This is a genomic window from Aeromonas sp. R5-4, from assembly GCF_040908215.1.
GTDB classification, from domain to species: domain Bacteria; phylum Pseudomonadota; class Gammaproteobacteria; order Enterobacterales; family Aeromonadaceae; genus Aeromonas; species Aeromonas veronii.
Genome location: NZ_JBFODG010000017.1, coordinates 45,302 through 66,606, shown reverse-complemented (window position 1 = coordinate 66,606; position 21,305 = coordinate 45,302). Strand labels below are relative to the sequence as shown.

The following is a 21,305-nucleotide window of genomic DNA, read 5'->3' as shown; positions in this document are numbered from 1 at the left end:
CCTTTATATGCGGCAACGGGATCATCCCCGCAGGACCTCCCATGCCCAGCGGATGCGGATAAAGGTCTCTGCATTGCCGCCCCGATCCGGATGGTGCTGCAATGCCAGCTCCCGCCAGCGGCGGCGGATCGCCTCCTGACTCGTTCCTTCATTCAACTCGAACAGGGCCAGCGCCTCGGCTTTGTGCCCCTCCCCGTCATAAGCGCGCCAGAAGCGGTTGAGCAGGGCCTCAACTTCAGCACGGTCGGTCTGCCAGAACACCTGCCAGTCGAGATAGTAGCTACGCAGATTTTCGCCAACAGTAAAGCCGTGGTTGGCCTCCTGATTCCCGGCCAGCGGTTCGAGCCGGATATCCAGGGTGCTGATCACCAGCCACCATCCCTCTTGCCAGAGCTCGGCCTGCAGCTGGTAGAGGGCGTTCATGATCAGGAAGTTGACCCGAAACAGCTGTAGCTGCTCGTCGTCGGCCAGCCGAGGGATCTCCCCCTGCTGGCGCAGAGCGGCCATCAGTTCATGCACCTTGTAGCTTCCCGCCGCCTGTTGCAATAGCACCAGCAGCGGGGCGATCAGCGGATTGTGGTTGGCTTCGCTCATTCGGCGCTCTGTTCTTTGGGCGGCTGCAGGGCGATCAGCAGCTCACCCGCCTGCGGGGTGACGGGGCCGGTAACGATCTGGGGCTTGCCCTTGCCATCCATGATGAAGAGCGGGATGGCGCCGGGATTGGCGGTCTGATACTGGGCCCAGTCGAACGCCTCGCTCAGGCGGGTCGCCTTGATCTGGCCGCCCCGGCTCAGCAGGCTGCTCAGCCTGGCATAGTTGATGTCGGGGCCGAACAGGTTCTGGCGAGCGCGAAAGGTGGCGCTCTCCCGGTTGGCCTTGCCGTGCTGCTCGCTGGAGCGCAGGGAGTAGACCTGCTCCTCGCCGTAGAGGTGGGCAAAGTGCAGCACCCCGAGGGCGTTGTTGTGGCGGTTGGGGGAGAGTGCCAGCACGGTACTGATGCTGGTAAGCGGCAGGTGCAGCTCGGCATGTTCCGACTGGGGGTTGCCGAAGTAGCAGGGCAGGTTGCTCATCCGCGCCTGTTTGCAGAACTCCCAGGCAGGATCGCAGAGCTGCACTGGCACCCCCTGATCCGCCAGCGCCCGGCCGATGGCCCGCGCCACCGAGTTGGCCCCTATGATGAGCCAGGTGTTGGGGGCGCTCTGGCGCATCTTGAGCAGGCTGGCCAGCGGGGCCGAAGTGAGGCTCTGCAACACCACGGTGGAGATGATCACCGCAAATACCAGCGGCACCAGCTTGTCGGCATCAGGGATCTCGGCCTGATGCAGGCTGATGGCAAACGAGGCACTGACCGCCGCCGCGACTATGCCGCGCGGGGCGATCCAGCTTAGCAGGGCGCGAGCCCGCCAGGAGAGATCCGAGCCCCAGGTTGAGACCAGAATACAGAGCGGGCGCGCCACGAACTGCACCACGCAGAGCAGCGCCAGCACCATGGGGCCGAGCTGCCAGAGCTGGGCCAGATCGAGGCGCGCCGCCAGCAGGATAAACAGGCTGGAGATAAGGATGACCGCGAGATCCTCCTTGAACGCCAGCACCTCCTCCAGATCCAGCCCCTCCTGATTGGCGAGCCAGATGCCGAACACGGTCACCGCCAGCAGGCCGGACTCGTGGCTGAGCCAGTTGGAGAAGCTGAAGGTGACCAGCACCAGCGCCAGCACCCCGAACTTGTGCAGGCTGACCGGTAGCCAGTCCTTGCGAATGAGCAGGGTGGTGAGCCAGCCCGCCACTACGCCGATCAGAGAGCCGACCCCCACCGTTTTGGCCAGAGCCAGCAGGGTGTGGCCGATGAGATCCCCCTGACTGCCGAGGCGTACCGCTTCGAATACCAGCACCGCAAACAGGGCGCCGATGGGGTCGATGACGATCCCCTCCCAGCGCAGGATACGGTCCACCTCCCGGGTGGGGCGGATCACGTTGAGCATGGGGGCGATCACGGTAGGGCCCGTTACCACCAGTACCGCGCCGAGCATGGTGGCGACCCGCCAGTCCAGCCCCAGCAGGAAGTAACCGGCGCTGCCGATGACGGCGAAACTGACCAGCATGCCGGTGGAGCAGAGATTGCGCACCACCTTGCCGATCCCCTTGAGCTCGGCCAGATGGAGGGTCAGCGCCCCCTCGAACAGGATGATGGCTACCGACAGGGAGACCAGCGGAAACAGCAGATCCCCGAGCAGGGCATCGGGGTCGAGCAGGCCGCTGACCGGGCCCAGAGTCAGGCCGGTGAGCAGCAGAAACAGGATGGCGGGTACCCGCAGCGACCAGGCAAGCCATTGGGCCAGCACGGAGACCAGGGCGATCCCGGCCAGAGAGAGGGCAATCATGCAGACCTCGATTCAGGCAGTGAGTATGGAGCTAGTGTAGTGGCTAAGTTGGTCAGATTGACACCCGAAGGAGCGGGCGTCATGGCCGGGATGGGGAGATGTGCGACAGTCGGCGTCATGGTGGCTGGCGGTTGTGTGCAGGGCGCCAGCCAGACGCCAACCGTGGTGATGGGGTGGCCTTGGGGCCGGATTAGATGGGGCTCTCCTTGTGGAGCTCGCCGACACAGTCGGCCAGCGCCAGTACCAGTGCGGAGCGCACCATCTGATCGAGCCGGTTGAGCTGCATCTGGTAGAAGGCCCAATCCTCTTCGCTGGCGGGAGGCTCCAGCTTCATCATGCCGCCCTGATTGACCCCGTGCAGGCGGTCGAGCAGATCGCGGATCGGCTTGTCGCTGAAGCGGTAATCCTTGGGGTCGCGCACCAGAAAGTCGCGGATCTTGATATAGGCTTCGATATCCTGATAGCGCTCGAGTGAGATGAGGCCGAGGGCGAAGATGAGCTTGAGGCGCACCTCCAGCTGGCCGAGGGGGCCGCTCTGGTTGAGCAGGGGTTCGATGGCGTATTTGACGGCATACTCCTCCTGACGGAACGCGCGTCGCATCAGGGAGTCGACCGCCTCTTCCAGGATGGTCACGGCTTCGAGAAAGAAGCCGCGGGGGCCATCCTGCTCGTTCAGTCGTTCCAGTACTTCATCTTCCTGGTGTGTGGTCATAGGTGCATTGGGTCCAGCTGACAGGGAGAGAGTGGGCCTCTCTCCCGGTTTCTATCATATGGGGCACATTCCCTTGCCATTCAAGCGCTTGGCGCGCTATCAGTGGTGGCTGAATGCGCCGCAAGCAGGGTCATTACAGGGTTTCGTAACGGGCGACGATGGTGCGAACCACCTCGCTCTCTTCATCCAGTCCGGTGACGCGGGCCAGCGCTTTGGCCGGGCCAAGCTCCGCCAGCAGCTGTTGCAGCTCGACCGCCTGCGGGTCATCGGCATTGCGATAGTGGAGCGCCGCGGCGATCCCTTCCTGCAACTGCTCGTTAGGCAGGCCGTACTCCAGGGTGCCCAGCAGCGGCTTCACCAGTCGATCTCCCGCCGCCAGCTTGCGCAGCGGCTGACGACCGACCCGGTCAATCTCGTCCACCAGATAGGGGTTGGCGAAGCGGGCCAGGATCTTCTCGATGTAGGCGGCGTGCAGACGCGGGTCGAAGCCGTAGCGTTTCACCAGTACGGCACCGCTCTCCTCCATGGCGCGGCGCACCTTGCTGCGGATCACCGGATCTTCGATCGCCTCGCGCACTGTGCGGTAGCCCCGCAGTTTGCCGAGGTAGGCGGTGACGATGTGGCCGGTGTTGAGGGTGAACAGCTTGCGCTCGACGAAGGCCATCAGGTTGTCGGTGGGCTCCATGCCCGCCACCTGTGGCAGCTCCCCCTTGAACTGGGTCTGATCGACGATCCACTCGCTGAAGCTTTCGACCGTCACTTCCAGCGGATCATCGTTGGCAGCCGCGGCGGGCGGCACGATGCGATCCACCGCCGAGTCGACGAAGCCGATACAGGATTCGAGCGTGGCATGATACGCGACCGGCAGGCACTTGAGTACCTCCCGCTTGAGGTGGCTGGTGCCGCGCACCATGTTTTCGCAGGCGATGACGTTGAGTGGTGTCAGGTTGCCGGCATCGAAGCGAGCTTGCAGCCCCTTGGCCAGGGTGCTGGCAATCTTGTCCAGAATGTTGGGGCCTACTGCCGTGGTGACCAGATCGGCGGTGATGATACGTGCGATCACCTCGTGACCGGCGGAACTCACCGCCGCCACGTTGCGCACCACGTCCAGCTTCTGATCCGCCCCTACTACATGGACCTTGTACTCCTGACGGTGGTTGAGCTGGTCGATCAGGGTGTCGTTGACGTCGGCGAAGGTGACCTGATGGCTGGCATCCGCCAGCACTTTGCCGATAAAGCCGCGACCGATGTTACCAGCACCAAAATGCAATGTTTTCATGATATTAACCTCTTAAACCAAAGACGATGAAAGATGATTACGCAGCCTGTTCGGCACCCAGAAGATCCAGGAAGGCCTGGGGATCCGTGGTGCTGGCCAGCCGGTCGATGAGACCGGGTTCATCCAGTGCATTGGTCAGGCGGGTTATCACCTGCATGTGTTCGTCGTTGCGGGCGGCGATGCCGATCACCAGCCGCGCTACCTCATCGGCAGCCTCGCCAAAGGCGACCCCGGCCGGGTACTGGCAAATGACGATGCCGGTACGCTTCACAAACTCCTTGGCGGCGATGGTGCCATGGGGCACGGCGATGGACTCGCCGAGGTAGGTGGAGACCAGCTGTTCCCGCTCCAGCATGGCGTTGACGTAGTCGGGCGCCACGTAGCCGCGCTCGGCCAGCAGTCGGCCAGCGGTCAGGATGGCGGCCTCCTTGTTGTCCGCTTTCAGTCCTAGATGCACGTCATGACGGCTCAGGGTAAAGACTTCGGCTGCCTGCGGCTCGTAGCTGTCGTCGTTGGCGGCCACCAGCAGCTGCGGGTTGGCAACGTCATCGTTGGCGGCGCGGCTCAGGCTCTGTACCAGCTCCTGATAGAGGCCGTTGTCGAGGAAGTTGGTGAGCGAGATATGGTGAGCGTTCGGCGCATGGCGACGGGCCCGCTCGGTCAGATCCTTGTGAGTGATGACCCAGTCCACCTGATCATCGAGCTGATCGATGGCGCGGTTGGTGACGCTGATATCGAGCCCGGCGGCTTGCACCCGCTTGCGCAGCATGCCGGCGCCCATGGCGCTGGAACCCATGCCCGCATCGCAGGCGACCACGATATTGCGTACCGCCATCAGTTCGCCGCCCGGCTTCTTGGCCGCTGCAGTTTCTGGCTTGCCGCCCTTCATGGCTTTCATCTTGCGAGTGGCTTCACCGAGGGCATCGGCCTCGTCAGCTTCCGGCTGCTGGGCGCGAACGAATACGGCGGCGACCAGGAAGGAGACCAGAGTGGCGCTGATGATGGAGAGGGCGACCCCGATCAGGGAGGCTTTCGGCGTCATCAACAACACGGCGAAGATGGAACCCGGTGAGGCAGGGGAGACCAGACCGGCGTTGAACAGGGTCAGGGTAAAGACCCCGGTCATGCCACCGGCGATCACCGCCAGAATGAGGCGCGGGTTCATCAGCACATACGGGAAGTAGATCTCGTGGATGCCGCCGAAGAAGTGAATGATTGAGGCGCCAGCCGCGGACTGCTTGGCCGCACCACGACCGAACACCATGTAGGCCAGCAGCACACCCATGCCCGGGCCCGGGTTCGCTTCAATCAGGAAGAAGATGGAGCTGCCGTGCTCGGTCGCCTGCTGGATCCCCAGCGGCGAGAAGATGCCGTGGTTGATGGCGTTGTTGAGGAACAGGATCTTGGCCGGTTCGACGAAGATGGAGGTGAGCGGCAGCATGTGGTTTTCCACCAGGAAGCCGACGCCACCGGCCAGCAGGCCGGAGAGCACCTTGACGAAGGGGCCAATCACGAAGAAGGCGAGGATGGCCAGCAGCATGCCGATAAGGCCGGCGGAGAAGTTGTTGACCAGCATCTCGAAGCCGCTCTTGACGCGACCGTCCATCGCCTTGTCGAAGCGCTTGATGGCCCAGCCACCGAGCGGGCCGACCATCATGGCGCCCATAAACATGGGGATATCGGTTCCCACGATGACACCCATGGTGGTGATGGCACCGACCACGCCGCCGCGCTCACCGCCCATCAGTTTGCCGCCGGTGTAGCCAATCAGCAGCGGCAGCAGGTAGGTGATCATGGGGCCGACCAGCTTGGCCAAGGTTTCATTGGGCAGCCAGCCGGTGGGGATGAAGAGGGCGGTGATAAAGCCCCAGGCGATAAAGGCGCCTATGTTGGGCATGACCATATTGGACAGGAAGCGTCCAAAATTCTGTATCTTGACTTTGGTATCCGGTGATAACATGTCGGGACCCCGTTTTAAGCCTGTTTGATTAAAAGTGGTAGTCGGGATGGCCGGTTTTGCCGAACCTCCATCCCGGTCGTCTAAGCAACTTCAATCTACCAGCTTGATATCAAATTAGGCTGAAAACGGGGTGTCTTGTGATCCAGCTCTCAGATACCCAGCCATACCCCCTCCATAATCAGTGATCCACATCACATACCCATGCTGTAATTCGGCTACATTTCGATCTTTTCTGTTTTGAATGACCATTTTTTGTGGTTTAGATCACCAATTCAGCTTTGCCGCTCCTTCGCGCAAAGGTGATTTGCATCACAAATTCAGTTTTTGTATTCGAATGGGACAAATCACTCAATTACTCATCAGCGGGTGGTGACGATGGATCTATCGAAACACTCCATTGTTTATCAATGAATCAATAAATTTGTAACCCGCTTTCAGTTTTTACGGTCGGTGATGAGGGCTCTTTTGCTGCTGGCTGGTGGGAATGGGCGCCAACATGCAGGATGTTATCGAGCGGCAGATGTTCGGGGCGCTTGTTTGCCGCGCAGGTCAGATTGCAGATAAAAACAAACCGCCAGCAGGCGGTTTGTCAGTTTTTGCGATCTGGCCCCTGTCGGGGCTGCGGCTCAGTAGAAGCCGGCATCCTCGGGAGAGGGGCGGGTCTTGAAGCGGCGATGGAGCCACATGTACTGCTCCGGCGCCTTGCGCACGGCGGCTTCAATCTCGCGGTTGGCGCGGGCGGCATCGACCATGTCATCCCCGCTAGGGTAGTCGGCAAGGGGCGCGCTGATATGCAGGGTGTAACCCTCGCTGGTGCGGATGTTGTAGCAGGGCAGAGTGACGGTGTTCTTCACCCGCGCCAGGGTGGCTGTGCCGGTGATTGTGGCGGCCTGCTCCACCGCGAAGTAGGGCACGAACACGCTGGCGTGGGAGCCGTAGTCGTGATCCGGCGCGTACCAGAGGGCGTCGCCGTTGCGCAGCGCCTTGATCATCCCCTTCACATCCATCCGGTCCACCAGATATTTGTTGGAGGCGCAGCGACCGTGGTACTGGGCATACTCCAGCACCGGGTTGGTGTTGGGTCGATAGACCCCGACCCCGGGGCGCACCAGCCCGAAACAGCGGGCGTTGAGTTCCAGCGTCAGGAAGTGGCAGGAGAGCAGCAGCATGCCCTGACCTTTTTCCATGGCGGCGATGACGTGCTCTTCCCCTTCCACCTTCATCAGGTTGCGCATCCGCCAGTCTGGCCAGAACCAGGCGATCCCCACCTCGAACACGGCGCAGCCCACGCTCTCGAAGTTTGCCTTAAGCAGTTTCTCCCGCTCATCCCGGGTCAGCTCCGGCATCGCCAGCTCCAGATTGCGACGGGCAATCTTGACCCGGGACTTCAATATCCTGGCGGCGAGACGACCGAGCTGACGGCCCAGCCACATCTGACTGCGCCACGGCAGCAGGGTCAGCAGCCAGAGCAGGGCAAGGCCGAACCAGCTGGCCCAGTAACGGGGATGAAACAGGCGGGGCTCCAGGCGGGGAGCGTTGTCATGGGCCATGGCTAATCTCTTGTTCGCAAATACAATCGGGGGATTCTAGCCGAAAAGGGGGGGCGGGGGCGAATGGCTGTGTGCTGGTCAGAGGGGTGGTCTGCGTCCGGTTCGCGTGACAGCGGCGGCAACTGTGGTCGGCTTTTTCTACACCGGATAAAAGAGTGTGATAAAATCGCCCGCTGATTTTTCAGGTTTTGAGAGTCGATACAGATGAAGATCACCCTGCCCGATTTTGAAAAAGCCCGCGTTCTGGTCGTTGGCGATGTCATGTTGGACCGTTACTGGCATGGCCCTACCGGTCGGATCTCCCCCGAGGCGCCGGTGCCCGTGGTCAAGGTTGAACACATTGAGGAGCGTCCCGGTGGCGCAGCCAACGTGGCCCTCAACTCCGCCGCCCTTGGCGCTCATGCCGTGCTGCTTGGCCTGACCGGTCAGGATGAAGCGGCCGATGCCCTGGCGGGTCAGATGGCTGGCGTCAAGGTGGCCTGTGATTTCGTTCGTCTGGCCGACTTCCCGACCATCACCAAGCTGCGGGTGCTGTCCCGCAACCAGCAACTGCTGCGTTTGGACTTTGAAGAGCCCTTCCACTCCGTCGATGCCACCCTGCTGATGAGCAAGGTCGAGCAGGCGCTGCCGAATAGCGACGTGATGATCCTCTCCGACTACGGCAAGGGTGCTCTCAACGACGTGCCCGGTATGATCCAGCGCGCCCGTGCCGCCGGTATTCCGGTGCTGGTCGACCCCAAGGGGACCGACTTCGAGAAGTATCGCGGTGCCACCCTGCTGACCCCCAACATGTCCGAATTCGAGGCCGTGGTGGGCAAGGTGAAGAGCGAAGAGGAGCTGGTCGCCAAGGGGCTGGGTCTGGTCAAGCGTTTCGGGCTGGATGCCCTGCTGGTCACCCGTTCCGAGAACGGCATGACCCTGATCCGCGAAGGTCAGCCGGAGCTGCATCTGCCGGCTCAGGCCCACGAGGTTTACGATGTGACCGGTGCCGGTGATACCGTCATCTCGACCCTCGCCACCTCGCTGGCGGCAGGCAAGAGCCTGGACGAAGCCTGTGCGCTGGCCAATACCGCAGCCGGTATCGTGGTCGGCAAGCTGGGTACCTCTACCGTTAGCCCGGTCGAGCTGGCCAACGCCCTCTATACCGAGCAGGAGACTGGCTTCGGCGTCATGTCCGAAGCCCAGCTGAAAGTGGCGGTTCGTGCCGCCCGTCTGCGCGGCGAGAAGGTAGTGATGACCAACGGTTGCTTCGACATCCTGCACGCTGGCCATGTCTCCTATCTGGCCAACGCCGGCAAGCTGGGGGATCGCCTGATCGTGGCGGTTAACACCGACGAGTCGGTTCGCCGTCTGAAAGGGCCGGGTCGTCCGGTCAACCCGACCGAGCGCCGCATGGCGGTGCTGGCTGCGCTGGGCGCGGTGGATTGGGTTGTGCCATTTGGTGAAGATACCCCGCAGCGCCTGATCGCCGAGATCCTGCCGGATCTGCTGGTCAAGGGCGGTGACTACAAGCCGGAAGATATCGCCGGTTACGCCGAGGTGACCGCCAATGGTGGCGAGGTGCGAGTTCTCAACTTCGAGGATGGCTGCTCCACCACCGACATCATCAAGACGATCCGCGAGCGCGGCTAACGCGCTGCTGGCCCCGCAATCTGGCGGGGCTCACTATCGGCGGCTGCAATCCGACCGAAATACGGATAACAAAAAGGCGACCTTGCGGTCGCCTTTTTCATGTCCGATAGCGGCTATCAGCCCTTGGCTTTTGCCGTGGCTGGCATCAGACCCTGGTTCACTTCCACCAGGTCCTGCGCTTCCAGAATACCGGCAGCCTGTTTCAGGCTCAGGATATTGAGGATGTAGTTGTAACGGGCTTCGGAGAGCTTCTGCTTGGCCTCGTACAGCTTGCGAGTGGAGTCCAGCACGTCGACGATGGTACGGGTACCCACTTCGTAACCGGCTTCGGTCGCCTTCAGGGCGCTGTCGGCGGAGACCACAGACTGGCTGTAGGCACGTACCGAGCCGATGCTGGCGTTCACGTTGTTGTAGGAGGAGCGTACTGTGCTCTGCACCGAGCGGAAGTTCTTCTCCAGCAGTTCGCTGGCCGCTACGTAGTTGTATTGAGCCTGCTTCACCTTGGAGCTGGTGGCGCCACCGCTGTAGATGGGCAGCTTGAAGGTCAGACCGATATTGGCCTGATTGTCATTGCCGCCTGGAATGCTATCCAGCTTGTAATCGGTATTGCTGGTTTGCAGTCCGGCACCCAGATCCAGAGTCGGCTCATGGCCGGTCTTGGCCAGATCGATCTGCTCCTTGGCAATGTCCTTGCTGATGCGGGCACTGTGCAGTTGCAGGTTCTTGTCCAGCGCCAGCTCCAGCCACTTGTCGGAGCCGAAGGCGGTCTTCTGCGGGCTGAAACGAGCTGTGTTCAGCACGTCCAGATTGCGGTGATCGATACCGGTCAGCTCGCGCAGGGTCTCGTAGCTGTTGTCCAGAGAGTTTTCGGCATTGATCTCGTCAGCCAGCGCCTGGTCACGGGAGGCTTCTGCTTCATGGACGTCGGTGATGGCGGTCAGGCCCACTTCGAAACGCTGCTGGGTTTGCTCCAGCTGACGCTCTACCGCAACCTTGTTGGCACGGACGAACTCCAGGGTATCCATCGCCTTGAGCACATCAAAGTAGGCTTTGGCGGTGCGCACCATCAGGTTCTGGATCTCGAGGTTGTAGGCGACATCTGACTGAGTGGCCTGCTTCTCGCTGATATCCAGATTGACCCAGTTACTGCGACGATAGAGGGATTGCGACAGCGTCACCTCACCCTTGGCGTTGGTATTGCTCTGGGTATCGTTCTTGTTTTGCAGATAATTGAGCCCGGCACCCAGATCGATCTGGGGCAGCAGAGGAGCACGGGATTCGTTGATCTTCTCGAAGGCCTGGTCGCGAACGGCTTTGGACTGCAGCAACTGCGGGTCTTTGATCTGGGCTTGCTGGTAGATGTCGAGCAGGTTTTCGGCATGGGCACCGGCACTGACGCCCAGCAACACCATGACTGACAAAAGTGTTCTTTTCATAGATCGTTTTAACCTTATGTAGTAACCCAAACTGGTTGCTGGAGAGGCAAATATTGTCACCGACCAAGCTTGATTGCAGCTTAATCACTCTACTATAAGCAAAATTTAATGCTAAGAGTCTCAGGTCCGGTGACGGGAACGTCAAGAACCGGACGCAGTTTTCTCCCCGCGCGCCTAGCCAAATGGTCTGTGGCTGCTAAAATCCACCCCTCATTACCATGGTACGCCGAGTGAATGAACGTTCATTCATGTTCCTCGGATTTTATGGTCAAACTGATACAAGTCAAGCTGACGGGAGCCCCGGATGTCGCAGCAACCCTTGCCGCAAGATCGGCATTACGCCGCCGATGATGTAAAAATCATTGAAAAATCAGCTGGATATAACGGCTTCTTCAAGGTGAATGTCTATCGTCTGCAGCATCGGTTATTTGCGGGCGGCTGGAACCAACCCATCGTGCGCGAGCTGTTCGAGCGGGGCCATGCTGCCGCGCTGCTGCCCTATGATCCGGTACGCGACCAGATCGTGCTGGTGGAGCAGTTCCGCATCGGCGCCATGGAGACCAGTCCGACCCCCTGGCTGCTGGAGCTGGTGGCCGGCATCATCGACGAAGGTGAGACCGCCGAGGCGGTGGTGCGCCGCGAAGCGGTGGAAGAGGCCGGGATCGAGGTGGCCCGCTGCGAGCATGCCATCAGCTATCTGGTGAGCCCGGGCGGCAGCACCGAGCGGATCGAGGTCTTTGTGGGCGAGGTAGATGCCAGCAAGGCGAGTGGTCTGCACGGTCTGGCGGATGAGGGCGAGGATATCCGGGTGCATGTGGTGAGCCGCGAACAGGCCTACGCCTGGCTCAAAGAGGGACGCATCGACAATGCGGCCTCGGTCATTGCCCTGCAGTGGTTGGCCCTCAACCATGGCGAGCTGCGCGCCCGCTGGCTGGCGGATCGCTGAGGTGGCGCTGACCCTGCAACAGAGCAGGCGCTATGTGCCTGATCTGATGTCCTTGCAGCGTACCTGCGAGGTCAACTACTCACGGGTGTTGATTGATGGAGCTTTGCGATGCCGTTAGTTCAATCCCGGACCAAACGTTATGTGCCGGATTTGATGTCTTTGCAGAGAACTTGCGAGGTCAACTACATGGCATTGATGAAACTGCTGCCGCCAGATGGGGAGGTGGGAGCCGAGCGCCGCTATCGGGTCGGCAACGATCTGCAGTTCCAGCTCACCATCATTGGCGAGAGTCGCTTCACCAATCAGGTGATCCTGAGCCAGCACAACCCCGAATTGCCCGAATATTTACAAGCTCAGATAGAGATTCGTTTGTATCATGATGTGCGGATGGCGGAAGTGTGTGCAGCGCAACAGATTTCCCGTTTGCAACCACGTTATGATTATCCCAATAAAAAGATGCACCAGCGGGACGAAAAGGAGCAGGTAAATCTGTTTCTGGCCGAATGGCTAAAATTTTGTCTCAGACATGGTACCAGCCCGATCAATATCTCCAGTTGAACAAATAAAAAGAAGCGTGATTTTGGAAACAGAGCTCCCCCAGGCGCAGGACGGCAGTGTGCGCCTGTTGCAAATTACCGACACCCACCTCTTCGCGAGTGCCGAAGGGCGGCTGTTGGCTGTGCGTACCGCAGAGAGTCTGGCCGCCGTGCTGGAACAGGTGCAGGCCAATGAACACCCCTACGAGGTGATTCTGGCGACCGGCGATCTGTCGCAGGATCACAGCCCGGAATCCTATCAGCGTTTCGCCTCCATGATGGCGCCCCTGGGCCGCCCCATCTACTGGCTGCCCGGCAATCACGATGACAGCCCGCTGATGACCGAATATCTCCATGCCGCCGGGATCAGCGAATCCAAGCAGCTGGTGGGTGACCACTGGCAGGTGATCCTGCTCGACACCCAGGTGCGCGGCAAACCTCACGGCATGATTGGCGATCACCAGCTGGCCGCCCTCGACCGTGCCCTGCGCCAATATCCTGATCGCCACGCTCTTATCACCCTGCACCATCAGGCGGTACCGGTGGGCTGCGCCTGGCTGGATCAGCACAATCTCAAGAATGCCGATGACCTGTTCGCCGTACTGGCCCGTCATCCGCAGCAGAAGACCATCCTGTTCGGCCACGTTCATCAGGAGTTTGACGAGGTGCAACGCGGGGGGCGGCTGATTGCCAGCCCCTCCACCTGCATTCAGTTCAAACCGCTCTCTGATGGCTTTGCGCTGGATGAATCCGGCCCGGGCTGGCGCTATCTCACCCTCTATCCGGATGGGCGGGTGGCCAGCGAGGTGTGGCGCCTGCCGGTGGGGCAGTTTGTGCCCGACCCCGACGCCACCGGTTATTGAGGAGAGCATTCCATGAAATCGGTTCTCCTTTATCTGCACGGTTTCAACTCCTCACCGGGCTCCGCCAAGGCGCAGCAGATGGCTGCCTGGGTGGCCGCCAATCGGCCCGACATCGAGGTGATCATTCCAGCCCAGCCCAATACGCCAGCGGCGGCCTGGGCGGCTATCGAGCAGACCATTGCCGATCTGCAGCGTCGTTATGGCAGCGGGTTCAAGCTCGGCGCCGTGGGCAGCTCCCTCGGCGGCTTTATGGCGACCCGGGTGAGCGAGCAGTACGGCTGCCGCGCGGCGCTGATCAATCCGGCGGTGCGCCCGCACGAGCTGCTCTGTGACTACCTTGGCCCCCAGACCAATCCCTATACGGGTGAGCAGTACGAGCTGCTGCCTGAACATATGGACGAGCTGCGGGCACTGGCGGTTCCGGTGACGGCGCCGGAGCGACTCTGGATCCTGCAACAGCAGGGGGATGAGGTGCTCGACTATCGCAAGGCGCTGGACGAATACCGCTTTGCCCGCCTCTCGCTGGAGTGCGGCGGAAACCACGCCTTTGTCGCGTTCGAGCGCTACCCAGCTCAGATCATCCGTTTCCTCGGGTTATAGTCAGGTTTGAGTCAATAAGGGCGGTCTCGCCCTGCTTGTTCTTCTCCAGATCAAGCTTTCGGTGCGGGGAGTTTGTTCTACCCCCGCCTAGCAGTTAAGATTCCCTCCAAACGTCAATTCGCAAGGCCCTCCATGTCTACTCAATACAATGCGGATGCCATTGAGGTCCTCAATGGCCTTGAACCGGTGCGTCGCCGCCCCGGCATGTATACCGACACCACCCGGCCCAACCACCTCGGCCAGGAGGTCATCGACAACAGCGTCGATGAAGCGCTGGCAGGTCACGCCCGTAATCTGGAGGTGATCCTGCATGAAGACCAGTCCCTCGAAGTGATCGACGACGGCCGCGGCATGCCGGTCGATATCCACCCGGAAGAGGGGGTCAGCGGGGTGGAGCTGATCCTCTGCAAGCTGCACGCGGGCGGCAAGTTCTCCAACAAGAACTACCAGTTCTCCGGCGGTCTGCACGGGGTGGGTATTTCGGTAGTAAACGCCCTCTCCGATCGGGTCGAGGTGACGGTGCGCCGCGACGGTCAGGTCTACGACATCGCCTTCGAGCGTGGCGAGAAGGTGCAGGAGCTGACCATCACCGGCACTTGCGGTCGTCGCAATACCGGCACCCGGGTGCGCTTCTGGCCGCAGGCGAGCTACTTCGATTCGCCCAAATTCTCGGTCACCAAGCTGGAGCACCTGCTCAAAGCCAAGGCCGTGCTCTGCCCTGGCCTCACCATCAAGTTCCTCGACAAGAACACCGGCATCAAGCTGGAGTGGTGCTACGAAGATGGCCTCAAGGATTATCTGGTCGACGCGGTCAAGCAGTACACCTGCCTGCCGGAGCAGCCCTTTATCGGCTCGTTCAGCTCCGAACAGTCGGCGGTGGACTGGGCACTCTGCTGGTTGCCGGAAGGGGGCGAATGCCTCGCCGAATCCTATGTGAACCTCATTCCCACTGCGCAGGGCGGTACTCACGTCAACGGTCTGCGTCAGGGTCTGCTCGACGCCATGCGCGAGTTCTGCGAGTTCCGCAACCTGCTGCCGCGCGGGGTCAAGCTGACCCCGGAAGATATCTGGGATCGCTGCGCCTACATCCTCTCCATCAAGATGCAGGATCCGCAGTTCGCCGGTCAGACCAAGGAGCGCCTCTCCTCCCGTCAGAGCTCGGCGTTCGTCTCCGGCGTGGTGAAGGATGCCTTCAGCCTCTATCTGAACAGCAACACCGAGCTGGCGGAGCAGATCGCCGAGCTCTGCATCTCCAGCGCTCAGCGCCGGATGCGCGCTGCCAAGACGGTGGTGCGCAAGAAGATAACGCAAGGCCCGGCGCTGCCCGGCAAGCTGACCGATTGCGGCTGCGCTGACCCCATGCAGGGGGAGCTGTTCCTGGTGGAGGGTGACTCCGCGGGTGGCAGTGCCAAGCAGGCGCGGGATCGCGAGTTTCAGGCCATCATGCCGCTGCGCGGCAAGATCCTGAACACCTGGGAGGTGGAGGCCGGTCAGGTGCTCGCCTCGCAAGAAGTGCACGATATCTCGGTCGCCATCGGGCTCGACCCCGACTCCGAGGATCTCAGTGGCCTGCGCTACGGCAAGGTATGCATCCTCGCGGATGCGGACTCGGACGGTCTGCACATCGCCACCCTGCTCTGCGCCCTCTTTGTGAAACACTTCCGCACGCTGGTGGAGAAGGGCCACGTCTATGTGGCCATGCCGCCCCTCTACCGGATCGATATCGGTAAAGAGGTCTACTACGCCCTCGACGAGGACGAGAAGAACGGCGTGTTGCAGCGGGTCGAGGCCGAGAAGAAGAAAGGCAAGGTGATGGTGACCCGATTCAAGGGTCTGGGTGAGATGAACCCGAAACAGCTGCGGGAAACCACCATGGATCCCAACACCCGCCGTCTGGTGCAGCTCACCATGGAGCCGGCAGGAGAGAGCGAAGGGGATGCGGCTGACGAGACCCTGCAGCTGATGGACATGCTGCTGGCCAAGAAGCGGGCGAGCGATCGCCGCGAATGGCTCGAAGAGAAGGGTAACCTCGCCATCATTTAAGCCGTCGGCTGGCCCGCACAGGGCCAGCAAGCATTTAGCCGGAGTCGCCCTGTGGCGGCTCCCGAACCGAAAGAGAAAATCACATGAGTGATGCTATCGAGCTCAGTCTGGACGGGGTAGAGCGCCAGCCAATGCGCACCTTTACCGAACAGGCTTACTTGAACTACTCCATGTACGTCATCATGGATCGGGCCTTGCCGCATATCGGCGACGGCCTCAAACCGGTGCAGCGGCGCATCATCTACGCCATGAGCGAGCTGGGGCTGTCGGCGCTCTCCAAGCACAAGAAGTCTGCCCGTACCGTGGGTGACGTGCTGGGTAAGTACCACCCCCACGGCGACAGCGCCTGTTATGAAGCCATGGTGCTGATGGCCCAGCCTTTCTCCTACCGCTACCCGCTGGTGGACGGTCAGGGTAACTGGGGTGCGCCGGACGATCCCAAGTCCTTCGCCGCCATGCGTTATACCGAGGCGCGGCTGTCCCGCTTCTCCGAGCTGCTGCTCTCCGAGTTGGGGCAAGGCACGGTGGAGTGGACGCCGAACTTCGACGGCACCATGAAGGAACCGGTAGTGCTGCCCGCCCGTCTGCCGCACATCCTGCTCAACGGGGTGACCGGTATCGCGGTGGGCATGGCGACCGATATCCCGCCCCACAACGCGCGGGAAGTGGCCTACGCCTGTGCCGAGCTGCTCGACAACCCCAATGCGGGTCTCGATGCATTGATGGCGCACATTCAGGGGCCGGACTACCCGACCAACGCCGAGATCATCACCCCGCGCGACGATATCCGCAAAATCTACGAGACCGGCAAGGGCTCCATCAAGCAGCGGGCGGTCTGGAGCGAGGAGGATGGCGACATCGTCATCACAGCGCTGCCTCATCAGGCCTCCGGCGCCAAGATCATGGAGCAGATCGCCGCCCAGATGGTGGCGAAAAAGCTGCCGATGGTCACCGATCTGCGCGATGAGTCTGACCACGAGAATCCGACCCGTCTGGTGATCGTGCCGCGCTCCAACCGGGTGGATGTAGAGGGGCTGATGGCCCACCTGTTCGCCACCACGGATCTGGAGAAGAACTACCGGGTCAACCTCAACATCCTCGGCCTCGACAACCGGCCGCAGGTGAAGTGCCTCAAGACCATCCTCAGCGAGTGGATCCAGTTCCGCCGCGAGACTGTGCGTCGCCGTCTGCAGTTCCGCCTCGACAAGGTGCTGGCTCGCCTGCACATCCTCGAAGGCTTGCTGATCGCCTACCTCAACATCGACGAGGTGATCGAGATCATCCGTACCGAGGATGAGCCGGGCAAGGTGATGGTGGAGCGCTTCAACATTACCGAGACCCAGGCCGAAGCGATCCTCGAGCTGAAACTGCGCCATCTGGCCAAGCTCGAAGAGTTCAAGCTGCGCGCCGAACAGAACGAGCTGGCCGAAGAGCGCGACAAGCTGGAGCTGATCCTGGGCTCCGAGCGCCGTCTCAACACCCTGCTCAAGAAAGAGCTGCTGGCCGATGCCGAGAAGTACGGCGACGATCGCCGCACCCCGCTGGTGGAGCGTGCCACCGCCGTGGCGCTGACCGAGAAAGAGCTGGTGCCGAGCGAGCCGGTCACCGTCATCCTCTCCGACAAGGGGTGGGTGCGCGCCGCCAAGGGCCACGACGTGGATGTCGAGGGGCTCTCCTACAAGGCGGGGGACAGCTATCTGGCCCACGCCTTTGGCCGCAGCAACCAGCAGGCGGTGTTCCTGTCGAGCTTTGGCCGCACCTACTCGCTGGAGGCGCACACCCTGCCCTCCGCCCGCAGTCAGGGCGAGCCGCTCACCGGCCGCTTTGCACTGGGCGCCGGTGAAGAGGTGCGTCATCTGGTGATGGGGAGCGAAGGCGAGCCGTATCTGATCGCCAGCGACGCCGGTTACGGCTTTGTCTGCACCTATGACGACCTCATCGGTAAGAACAAGAACGGCAAGGCGCTGCTTACCGTGCCGGAAGGGGGTCTGGTGATGGCACCCCAGAAGATTGGCTCGCCGGAGACCGATCTCTGCATGGCTATCTCCAACGAGGGGCGGATGCTGCTGTTCCCGATGAACACCCTGCCGGTGCTCGGCAAGGGCAAGGGCAACAAGCTCATCAGCATCCCCTCTGCTCGCGTCAAGGCGCGGGAGGAGTTTGTGGTGATGGCCGCCGTGATCCCGCAGGGTCAGTCGGTCACCCTGTTTGCCGGCAAGCGCAAGCTGACCCTCAAGCCATCTGATCTCGACTACTACCGCGGCGAGCGCGGCCGCCGCGGCGCCAAGCTGCCCCGCGGTTTGCAGCGTGTCGATCGTATCGAGATTGAACCCGCCGCCGGTGCTGAACCGGCAGCCGGGGAAAATCAGGAAGGGTAATTAATATAGAAGGGCGCGAAAGCGCCCTTCTTTATTAGAAGAAAAATCTAAGGGAAATAGATATTCTGTGGTGTGTTATATCAACAGAGGTTTATTGAATGTATAAGATTATGTTTTTAATCATGAAGTCATCAACGTCAGTTGTTCCTGTCGCATTTTTGGCTTCTATTGTAATGATGTTGCCCCCCTTGTTAAAGTATCGCTTATCAATTACAAAGTAATATGGCTTCCATTCATTTTCGGATACATTATTGGGGTCCGTGAATTTGGCGTAAAATTGGTTGTTTATATAAATGTGATTTCCATGAAGGCCATTTGTAGATGGTGATACTTGATAGGCATCAAAAGAAAGAATAATGTAATTATCTGGTCTGGGAGATAATTCGAAATCTAATTCAAGGTTTTTTCCTATGGGGGTTGGAGCATCCCATGATGCCATGTAGTTATCGCCTACATGTAATATGCTGTCTGTTAGTTCTAATCTACCAGCACTTACAGTACTTGATAGCATAATTAATGAAAGTAATAATATATTTCTCATGATTGTTCTCCATTTATCATGGTTGTCTGATGGAAAAGATAATTGGAATTATAAGTTGGGATTGGACGGGGCTCAATGGAGGATTAAATTTGTTTTCTTAAGTTGTGATGAATATCAAATTCTAACAGCTACTTATAATTCATGATATTTCGCCGTATAAAGTCAATAAATACACGCGTTTTAGCAGGAAGATATTGGCGATTTGCATAAACAGCAAACAACTGCAATGGGGCGGCGGGTAGCTCAAGTTCAATTTCAACCAAGCTGCCATCATCAATAAACTCCTGGCAAGATACCTTGGCAAGAATGGCAAAACCTACACCGGCTATTGCTGCTTTTAACGCCAGTTCGCCACTATTGACCCGGTAGTGTTCATTCACCTGGATGGTGGAAAATTCACTGTTCGTGCGAGTAAATTGCCAAGGCATCCCTTTCAGAGCGCTCACCGTTGTTATGCAGGGGAGAGTTTTGAGTTGTGATGTGTGGTTGGGAAGCCCCCACTTCTGGATCAATGAAGGGGAGCCAACAACAGTACAGGGAATGGTGGTCAAATGGCTGGCTATGTAATCGCAATCATCCATCTTGCCTCTGTGAATGATGATTGCCATGTCCAAATCCTCTCTTAATGATTCAAGTCCGGAGAGATTGGTAATGCAGCTGATCGTTATTTCAGGATGCTGGCAGGCAAAGTCGGCAATGGCAGTACCGAGCAGTTTTGGCCCAGCCTCATTGGGGATGCAGATGCGTAATGGACCTTTCAGCTGAATCTGCTGTGATGTCAATTCAGCCTCGGTTTGCTCCAGTGATTCCAGCAGTGGTTTTACTCGGGTATAGAGCAGTTGCCCTGATTGTGTGAGCTTCATATGGCGGGTTGAGCGTTCAATCAGTTGAAGGTTCAAGGCTTCTTCCAATTGAGAAATACTGCGGCTCACATTTGAGGTGGGGATTTGAAGGGTTTTAGATGCCCCGACAAAACTGCTGTTTTCAACCACTGCAATGAAAATCTTCAGCGCATTCAATTCCATGCCGGTACGCATTGATTATCCCTAATCTGATAACAATCCATGCCATTTTAACGAATAAAATTAAAATGTGATAGTGGGTATACTTTTTATCTCTAAAGATTGAGAGTAAACACTATGATGCTAGATGAAAATAATATGAGTGAAAAAACTCACGATAATCGTTCGGTTATGGATTTTAACGTTGTTTGGTTGGCCGCATTGATTCAATTGGTCAGTGCGCTTGATTTTATGATGATTATGCCGCTTGGGCCTGATTTATCTCGCGCACTAAATATAAGTCCAACCTATATAGGATATTTAGGTGGTGGGTATGCACTGGCCGCCGCACTATCATCGTTGTTATGTGCCAGATATCTCGACCGATTCGATAGAAAGCATGTCGCACTGATCACATTGTTGGGGATCTCGCTATCCACTTGGGCCTGTGCATTGGCATGGAATATGGAAAGTTTATTCTTTACCCGCTTGCTGGCCGGTGTGTTTGCTGGCCCTGCAACATCCATTGCTCTGGCGATCGTTGTGGATGCCACGCCTGTACAGCAACGTGGCCGAGCAATGGCCATCGTGATGGGGGCATTTTCGTTGTCAGCAATTGCCGGTGTGCCGTTGGGATTGGAGCTGGCAATGTTAAAAGGATGGAGTGCGCCTTTCTATGTTTTAGGTGGCTTGGGATTGTGTGTCTGCATGGCGGTATATACAAGGCTGCCTGGAATGACGGCCCACTTGGGATTGAACCAGAAGGCTTTTTCATCCATTGAAATGTTGAAGCGACCTGTGGTGTTGAATGCGTTTATGGCACTTGGGTTGGCAATTTTCAGCACCTTCCTTATTGTTCCCAACATAGCTGCTTATTTTCAATTTAACCTTGATGTCCCTCGTGGTGATATGAGTCATTACTATGTCATGGGCGGCATTTTTAGCCTGTTTTCAATGCAGCTTGGCGGATTGTTTATTGACCGTTTTGGTGCGATGAAAGTGACGATTTTGATGGGGGCATTGACGATAGCGGTTGTTTGGGATGGTTTTTTGCATGAGCCTTGGTTGCCGACCATAGTGATTTTCACGTTATTCATGGTGGTTACATCGACCCGAACGATCACCGTTGCTGCTGTTAATAGTCAAGTGGCAGCGCCTTGGGAAAGGGCGGGATTCATGTCATTACAAAATGTTTTTCAACATATATTCAGTGGCTCGGCTGCCGTCGTCTCTTCGATGATTTTAACAAATGTCGATGGTCACCTTGGCAGCATAACTCTATTGGCTTGGCTAACCATAGTGTTGACGATTATTCAGCCACTTTTTCTATATCGATTGCTCAAGCTGCTGCGTTTGGGAACCCCAAAATCGGATGTTTGAGAAACGAGACCTGTAGGGAAATGGGCTTGATTGACGAAGCCTTAACGGGGGCTCGCCAGCCAGACGCGGG

17 protein-coding genes are annotated in these 21,305 nt (G+C 58.9%); 8 read left to right on the top strand and 9 right to left on the bottom strand.

Annotated elements, in window-relative coordinates; translation table 11 throughout:
- Positions 1–21 precede the first annotated feature (21 nt).
- The 6 genes from AB5Y83_RS08740 to lpxL form a co-directional block, all read right to left on the bottom strand.
- Complete coding sequence (locus AB5Y83_RS08740; protein ID WP_323892962.1) at positions 22–594, bottom strand: DNA-J related domain-containing protein; 573 nt, start codon at positions 592–594, stop codon at positions 22–24.
- A complete protein-coding gene (locus AB5Y83_RS08735) occupies positions 591–2,378 on the bottom strand; it encodes a sodium:proton antiporter (protein WP_323892959.1) in 1,788 nt (595 codons plus the stop codon). Before AB5Y83_RS08735 ends, AB5Y83_RS08740 begins: the two co-directional genes overlap by 4 nt.
- Positions 2,379–2,568: 190 nt before the next feature.
- A complete protein-coding gene (locus AB5Y83_RS08730) occupies positions 2,569–3,090 on the bottom strand; it encodes an MltR family transcriptional regulator (protein WP_005335907.1) in 522 nt (173 codons plus the stop codon).
- Between the two features lie 133 nt (positions 3,091–3,223).
- Positions 3,224–4,369: a mannitol-1-phosphate 5-dehydrogenase gene (locus AB5Y83_RS08725; protein ID WP_368175029.1), complete on the bottom strand. Its 1,146-nt coding sequence runs from the start codon at positions 4,367–4,369 to the stop codon at positions 3,224–3,226.
- A 37-nt stretch (positions 4,370–4,406) separates the two neighbouring features.
- The gene (locus tag AB5Y83_RS08720) at positions 4,407–6,329 is read right to left on the bottom strand and encodes a PTS mannitol transporter subunit IICBA (protein WP_021231686.1); all 1,923 of its coding nucleotides are present in this window, start codon (positions 6,327–6,329) and stop codon (positions 4,407–4,409) included.
- A gap of 626 nt (positions 6,330–6,955) precedes the next feature.
- Positions 6,956–7,879 (bottom strand): LpxL/LpxP family Kdo(2)-lipid IV(A) lauroyl/palmitoleoyl acyltransferase, encoded by a 924-nt coding sequence (gene lpxL, locus AB5Y83_RS08715; protein WP_368175028.1) that lies wholly within the window; start codon positions 7,877–7,879, stop codon positions 6,956–6,958.
- Positions 7,880–8,083: 204 nt separating this feature from the next.
- On the opposite strand from lpxL, the gene hldE reads away from it, so the two are divergent.
- Complete coding sequence (gene hldE, locus AB5Y83_RS08710; protein WP_368175027.1) at positions 8,084–9,511, top strand: bifunctional D-glycero-beta-D-manno-heptose-7-phosphate kinase/D-glycero-beta-D-manno-heptose 1-phosphate adenylyltransferase HldE; 1,428 nt, start codon at positions 8,084–8,086, stop codon at positions 9,509–9,511.
- A 116-nt stretch (positions 9,512–9,627) separates the two neighbouring features.
- On the opposite strand, the gene tolC is transcribed toward hldE, so the two are convergent.
- Positions 9,628–10,947: an outer membrane channel protein TolC gene (tolC, locus tag AB5Y83_RS08705; RefSeq protein WP_368175026.1), complete on the bottom strand. Its 1,320-nt coding sequence runs from the start codon at positions 10,945–10,947 to the stop codon at positions 9,628–9,630.
- A gap of 304 nt (positions 10,948–11,251) precedes the next feature.
- Here tolC and nudF point away from each other — a divergent pair, with 304 nt between their 5' ends.
- The 6 genes from nudF to parC all read left to right on the top strand — a co-directional run bounded on the left by nudF (position 11,252) and on the right by parC (position 18,313).
- Complete coding sequence (nudF, locus tag AB5Y83_RS08700) at positions 11,252–11,893, top strand: ADP-ribose diphosphatase (RefSeq protein ID WP_064335385.1); 642 nt, start codon at positions 11,252–11,254, stop codon at positions 11,891–11,893.
- Between the two features lie 108 nt (positions 11,894–12,001).
- Positions 12,002–12,451, top strand: a complete 450-nt coding sequence (locus AB5Y83_RS08695) for a DUF1249 domain-containing protein (protein ID WP_042052480.1) — start codon at positions 12,002–12,004, stop codon at positions 12,449–12,451.
- Positions 12,452–12,473: 22 nt separating this feature from the next.
- Positions 12,474–13,292, top strand: coding sequence for a 3',5'-cyclic-AMP phosphodiesterase (gene cpdA, locus AB5Y83_RS08690; protein WP_368175025.1), 819 nt, complete (start codon positions 12,474–12,476; stop codon positions 13,290–13,292).
- Positions 13,293–13,304: 12 nt separating this feature from the next.
- The gene (locus AB5Y83_RS08685) at positions 13,305–13,892 is read left to right on the top strand and encodes a YqiA/YcfP family alpha/beta fold hydrolase (protein WP_227274418.1); all 588 of its coding nucleotides are present in this window, start codon (positions 13,305–13,307) and stop codon (positions 13,890–13,892) included.
- Between the two features lie 132 nt (positions 13,893–14,024).
- Positions 14,025–15,935, top strand: coding sequence for a DNA topoisomerase IV subunit B (parE, locus tag AB5Y83_RS08680; protein WP_368175024.1), 1,911 nt, complete (start codon positions 14,025–14,027; stop codon positions 15,933–15,935).
- 83 nt (positions 15,936–16,018) lie between these two features.
- A complete protein-coding gene (gene parC / locus AB5Y83_RS08675; RefSeq protein WP_069526924.1) occupies positions 16,019–18,313 on the top strand; it encodes a DNA topoisomerase IV subunit A in 2,295 nt (764 codons plus the stop codon).
- 91 nt (positions 18,314–18,404) lie between these two features.
- Here parC and AB5Y83_RS08670 read toward each other — a convergent pair whose 3' ends face one another.
- Both AB5Y83_RS08670 and AB5Y83_RS08665 read right to left on the bottom strand, forming a co-directional pair.
- The gene (locus AB5Y83_RS08670) at positions 18,405–18,854 is read right to left on the bottom strand and encodes a hypothetical protein (protein ID WP_368175023.1); all 450 of its coding nucleotides are present in this window, start codon (positions 18,852–18,854) and stop codon (positions 18,405–18,407) included.
- Positions 18,855–18,982: 128 nt separating this feature from the next.
- Entirely contained in the window at positions 18,983–19,891 is a 909-nt protein-coding gene (locus AB5Y83_RS08665) for a LysR family transcriptional regulator (RefSeq protein ID WP_069526923.1), read from the bottom strand.
- A gap of 102 nt (positions 19,892–19,993) precedes the next feature.
- Between AB5Y83_RS08665 and AB5Y83_RS08660 the strand changes: the two genes are divergently transcribed.
- Entirely contained in the window at positions 19,994–21,235 is a 1,242-nt protein-coding gene (locus AB5Y83_RS08660) for an MFS transporter (protein WP_368175022.1), read from the top strand.
- Positions 21,236–21,305 lie beyond the last annotated feature (70 nt).